General features: G+C 71.9%; 4 protein-coding genes. 2 read left to right on the top strand and 2 right to left on the bottom strand.

All coding sequences use genetic code 11. From position 1 onward, the window contains the following. A partial coding sequence (locus tag ACYVE7_RS29435) for an ATP-binding protein (RefSeq protein WP_460369221.1) occupies positions 1 to 2,102 on the bottom strand: 2,102 nt, incomplete at its 3' end. A gap of 160 nt (positions 2,103 to 2,262) precedes the next feature. Between ACYVE7_RS29435 and ACYVE7_RS29430 the strand changes: the two genes are divergently transcribed. Both ACYVE7_RS29430 and ACYVE7_RS29425 read left to right on the top strand, forming a co-directional pair. Beyond that, complete coding sequence (locus ACYVE7_RS29430) at positions 2,263 to 3,675, top strand: OFA family MFS transporter (protein ID WP_460369219.1); 1,413 nt, start codon at positions 2,263 to 2,265, stop codon at positions 3,673 to 3,675. A 4-nt stretch (positions 3,676 to 3,679) separates the two neighbouring features. After that, positions 3,680 to 3,817 carry an MFS transporter small subunit gene (locus ACYVE7_RS29425; protein WP_460369217.1) on the top strand — a complete coding sequence of 46 codons (138 nt, stop codon included), beginning with the start codon at positions 3,680 to 3,682 and terminating at the stop codon, positions 3,815 to 3,817. Here ACYVE7_RS29425 and ACYVE7_RS29420 read toward each other — a convergent pair. Next, a partial coding sequence (locus tag ACYVE7_RS29420; RefSeq protein ID WP_460369216.1) for a nitroreductase family protein occupies positions 3,786 to 4,631 on the bottom strand: 846 nt, incomplete at its 5' end. The genes ACYVE7_RS29425 and ACYVE7_RS29420 overlap by 32 nt on opposite strands.

Genomic DNA, 4,631 nt, shown 5'->3' with positions numbered 1-4,631 from the left:
GGGGCGTCGCGCGCCGCGGGCACCGCGCCGCCGGACGACCGTCCGCCGACGACCTCCACCAGCGCCTCCAGGGACAGGCCCGTGCCCCGGGTGTAGACGCGGGTGAAGCGGTCCGCGCCGAGCTCGGCGATCAGGGTCTTCTCCATGTCGGCGTGCCGCTCGTTGAGTCCCGGCTCGCCCCAGAGCAGGGTGCCGACCTTCCGCCACTGCGTGGCCGCGCCGCCCAGCAGCACCGCCGCCAGCTCGTGCTCCCGTTTGGCGCACGCCACCCAGGACAGGTACTCGGTCAGCGCGGCGATGCAGAGGGTCCCGCCCTGCTCGACCGCCGACGGCAGGACGGCCTGGCCGAGGACGCGCGCCGTGTCCAGCTCGTCGGCCGCCCACAGGCAGAGCACCTTCTTGGCCAGCAGGTAGTTGCGCACCCACTGCTCCTGCGGCAGATCGTCCAGGACCGCGATCCCGGCCTCCACCTCGTCGAGGGCGCGTTCGGGGTCGCCGGTGGTGCTGTAGTAGACCGCCGTGTGGGTGTAGCTGATCGCCAGCGGGAAGACGTCGGCTCCGGCGACGAGCCGGTCGCGCATCTCCTTGTAGTGGGCCGGCACCCTGGAGGCGTCGCCCAGCAGCAGTTCCTTGAACCCTTCGACGAACATGGCGCGGCCGCGCAGGTAGTCGTCGTCGAGGTATTCGGCGACGGTCCTGAGCCTGCCGATCGTCTCCGTCGCCGCCGGGTCGCCCTGGAGCAGCCCGTAGTAGGCGGTCGACCAGAGCGCGAGACCGTGTTCGAGGGTCGGTTCAGGCTCGGCCGCCAGGGCCTTCTCCATCCAGCGGCGCGCCTCGGTGAGCCTGCTCTTGCCCTGCCACAGCCCCCACAGCCCGTTCACCAGCCGCAGCGCCACCTCGTCGCCCGGACGTGCGACGGCGTGCTCCAGCGCGACCCGGAAGTTGTCGAGGTCGACGGCCAGCCGGTCGCCCCACTGCAGCTGCTGCGCCCCGAGCCACTGCTCGCCGGCCGTGGTCGCCATCCGCAGGAAGAACTCCAGGTGGCGGCGCGCGTAGACCGCGGTGGTGCCGCTGAGCGCCAGCCGTTCGGCGCCGAACTCCCGGATCGTGTCGAGCAGCCGGTAGCGGTCCTCCTCGACGCCCTCCAACCGCTGGACGACCGATTTGTCCATCAAGCCCAGCAGCAGATCGATCACGTCGAAACCGTCGAGTTCGGCGCCCGCGCAGACCTCCTCGACGGCCGCGAGGGTGAACCCGCCCGCGAACACCGACAGCCGCGCCCAGAGCTCCTGCTCCTGCGGCGAGCAGAGCTCGTGGCTCCACTCGATGGTCGCGCGGAGCGTCTGGTGCCTGGTCTGGGAGGACCGGACCCCGGTCAGGAGCTGGAACCGGTCGTCGAGCCGGCGCAGGATCTGCTGGAGCGAGAGCGTGCGGAGCCGGACGGCGGCCAGCTCGATCGCCAGCGGCATACAGTCGACACGGCGGCAGAGCGCGATCGCGGCGGCCCGGTTGTCGTCGTTGAGCACGAACGACGGCTGCGCGGCCTGCGCCCGCGCCGCGAACAGGGCGAGCGTGTCGTTGGTGGAGGCGTCGGACGCCTCGCCCGGCGCGGGCAGCGGTTCGACGGGCAGCACGAACTCGCCGGGCAGCGCCACCGGCTGCCTGCTCGTCAGCAGCAGCACCAGCCGCGCCGAGGCGTGGGTGAGGATGTCGGCGAACATCGCGACCGCGTCGACCAGGTGCTCGCAGGTGTCCAGCACCAGCAGCGCCCGCTTCTCGGCGAAATGCTCGAGAAGCTGCTCCATCGGCTGGCGCGAGGTGACCTCCGGCAGCCCGACGGCCGAGGCCACCGTGTTCGGCAGGAACTCGGCGTCGCGCAGGCCGCTGAGCTCGACGATGCTGACCCCGTCGGGGAACTCCGCCCGGAGCTGCTGCGCCGCCCGCAGCGCGATCCGGGTCTTGCCCACACCGCCGGGGCCGGTGAGGGTCACCACCCGGCTGTGCGTCACCGAGGTGCGGATCGCGTCCAGCTCCTCCGTCCGTCCGATGAAACCGGTCGGTTCATGGCCTGCCCCGGCTCTGGCCCATTCCCACTGCGTCACGGTGTCCTCCCACTGCGTCACCACAGAGAATTACACTCGCGGGCCGATCGCGCAGCAAGTCACCGAATTCGTGTCTTTCACAATCGCCCCCTACCGCGCCGGGGCGCGGGGTAGTGTGCCCGCAACTGTCCGTGCGCACCCACCCCCTAAGGAGCGCGCCATGGCCGTGCTTTCCTTTCTCGACCGGGAGCACACGGTGGCTCCCCCCGGCTACAGCCGCTGGCTGATCCCGCCCGCGGCGCTCGCCGTCCATCTCTGCATCGGGCAGGTCTACGCGACCAGCGTCTACAAGGACGCGCTCGTCCACCACTTCGACACCAGCCTGACGGCCGTCGGCGCGACGTTCTCGATCGCGATCGTCATGCTCGGCGTGTCGGCGGCGCTGTTCGGGACGTGGGTGGACCGGGTCGGCCCCCGCCGCACCATGTTCACAGCCGCGTGCTGCTGGGCGTCGGGATTCCTGGTCGCCGCGGCCGGGATCGCCACCGAGCAGCTCTGGCTGGTCTATCTCGGCTACGGCTTCCTCGGCGGGATCGGGCTCGGCCTGGGCTACATCTCGCCCGTCTCGACGTTGATCAAATGGTTCCCCGACCGGCCGGGACTGGCCACCGGGATGGCCATCATGGGCTTCGGCGGCGGGGCGATGGTCGCGGCGCCGCTCTCCCGCGAGCTCCTCGCCCGGTACGGCGGGGCGTCCGCCGGTGGCGACGCGGTGATGAAGCTGTTCCTCACCCTGGGCGTCGCGTACTTCCTGGTGATGATGCTGGGCGTCTTCACCGTCCGGGTGCCGGCGCCCGGCTGGCGGCCGCCGCACTTCGACCCCGCCGCGGTGAAGGCCAAGCCGATGGTGACGACCGCGAACGTCTCGGCGGCCAACGCGGTCAGGACCCCGCAGTTCTGGCTGCTCTGGACGGTCCTGCTCTGCAACGTGACGGCCGGGATCGGCATCCTCGAACAGGCCGCCGACATGATCCAGGACTTCTTCCGGGAGCCCGGCAGCCGGGTGACGCCCGTGACGGTGACCGTCGCGGCGGGCTTCGTCGGGCTGCTGTCGGTGGCCAACATGGTCGGCCGGTTCGCCTGGTCGGCGACCTCGGACTACCTGGGCCGCAAACCCACGTACATGGTGTACCTCGGCTGCGGGGTCCTGCTGTACCTGCTGCTGGCGACGGCCGGATCGAGCTCGCAGGCGCTGTTCGTCGCGGTGTGCGTCGTCATCATCTCCTTCTACGGGGGCGGTTTCGCGACGGTCCCCGCCTACCTGCGCGACCTGTTCGGCACCTACCAGGTCGGCGCGATCCACGGCCGGCTGCTGACGGCGTGGTCGACCGCGGGCGTATTCGGGCCGCTGATCGTCAACCGGGTGCTCGACACCAGGGGCGAGCCGGGGCAGATCGTCGCCGCCGACTACCGGCCCGCCCTGCTGATCATGGTCGGGGTGCTGGCGGTCGGGTTCGCCGCGAACCTGATGATCCGGCCGGTCGCCGCCCGCTGGCATGAGACGGCCCCGGTCGCCGACACCGCCGACGCCCGCCCGTCGCTGTCCACCGCCCGTCCGGCAGAAGGAGCGTGAACCGATGACCGCATCCGACACCGAGCAGCCGCGCGACGACTACCGCGCGCGGATCGCGATCAGCTGGACGGTCGTGGTGATCCCGCTGGCGTACGGGCTGTTCCACGCGGTCAAGGCCGCTCTGCAGCTCTTCGGCGGCTGATCCGCGGTTCCCGGCGGCCGCTGCGGACGGCCGCCGGGGCGGCGTGGCCGAGCCGCAGCACCAGGCCGACGGAGTCGGTCGCGGGCACGTCCAGGAGTTTGCGCAGACCGTCCCTGAGCGCGGCCGTCTCGCCTTCGAAGCCGGGCGCGACCTCGCGGAGGTCGGCGTCGCCGGTCGCGTACAGGAACACCGGGGACATCGGCTGGACGGCGAGACCGTGCCGGCCCGCCTCGATCCAGACGCGCTGCACGGCCTCCCCCGCCCGCGCGTAGTCGGTGAGGGACGGTGCGGCTCCGGGGAGGCAGACCGCGACGAGCGCCGACGCGGAGCGGACCCGGTCCAGGGTGTACTCGCCGAGCGCGACCCCGCCGCCGAACGCCCTGACCCTCGCCATCACCTCGGAGCGTCCGCCGATGGCGAGTTTGGCCAGCTCGTCGGGGGCCAGTTCCAGGGTGCGCAGATCGAGCCCGGTGTCGAGGTCGTCGCCGGGGCCGCGGAGTTCGGCGAACATCTCGGCGTGCAGGGTGGGCGTCAGATAGCGGATCCGGTCGGAAGCGGCGAGCAGGACGGCCGCCTCGGCCAGGGCGTCGGGCGCGGTGATCGAATGGACCGTGCCACTGGAAGAGCGGGCTGCTCGTCCGAGTGCTTCCAGGACGGCGGGTTCGATCGGGGAACCGGTTCCCGGGTTCCGGTTCGTGTGCCGGGTCAGCAGGCCGGGCAGGTCGCGGGCGAGGTCGTCGTCGGTTTCCGCGCCCCAGCGCAGGGTGGCGGTCAGCCGGTCGCCGCCGCCGCTGAGCTCGGTCGCGCCGAGGAC

Source organism: Actinocorallia lasiicapitis, assembly GCF_054778695.1.
Note: the sequence above shows the minus strand (reverse complement) of the source record. Positions and strands in the feature narration are given on the sequence as shown.

What these genes read in the sequence shown, in the direction of transcription:
- ACYVE7_RS29430 (WP_460369219.1), top strand. Translation starts at nt 2,263, where the DNA reads ATGGCCGTGCTTTCCTTTCTCGACCGGGAGCACACGGTGGCTCCCCCC.
- ACYVE7_RS29425 (WP_460369217.1), top strand. Translation starts at nt 3,680, where the DNA reads ATGACCGCATCCGACACCGAGCAGCCGCGCGACGACTACCGCGCGCGG.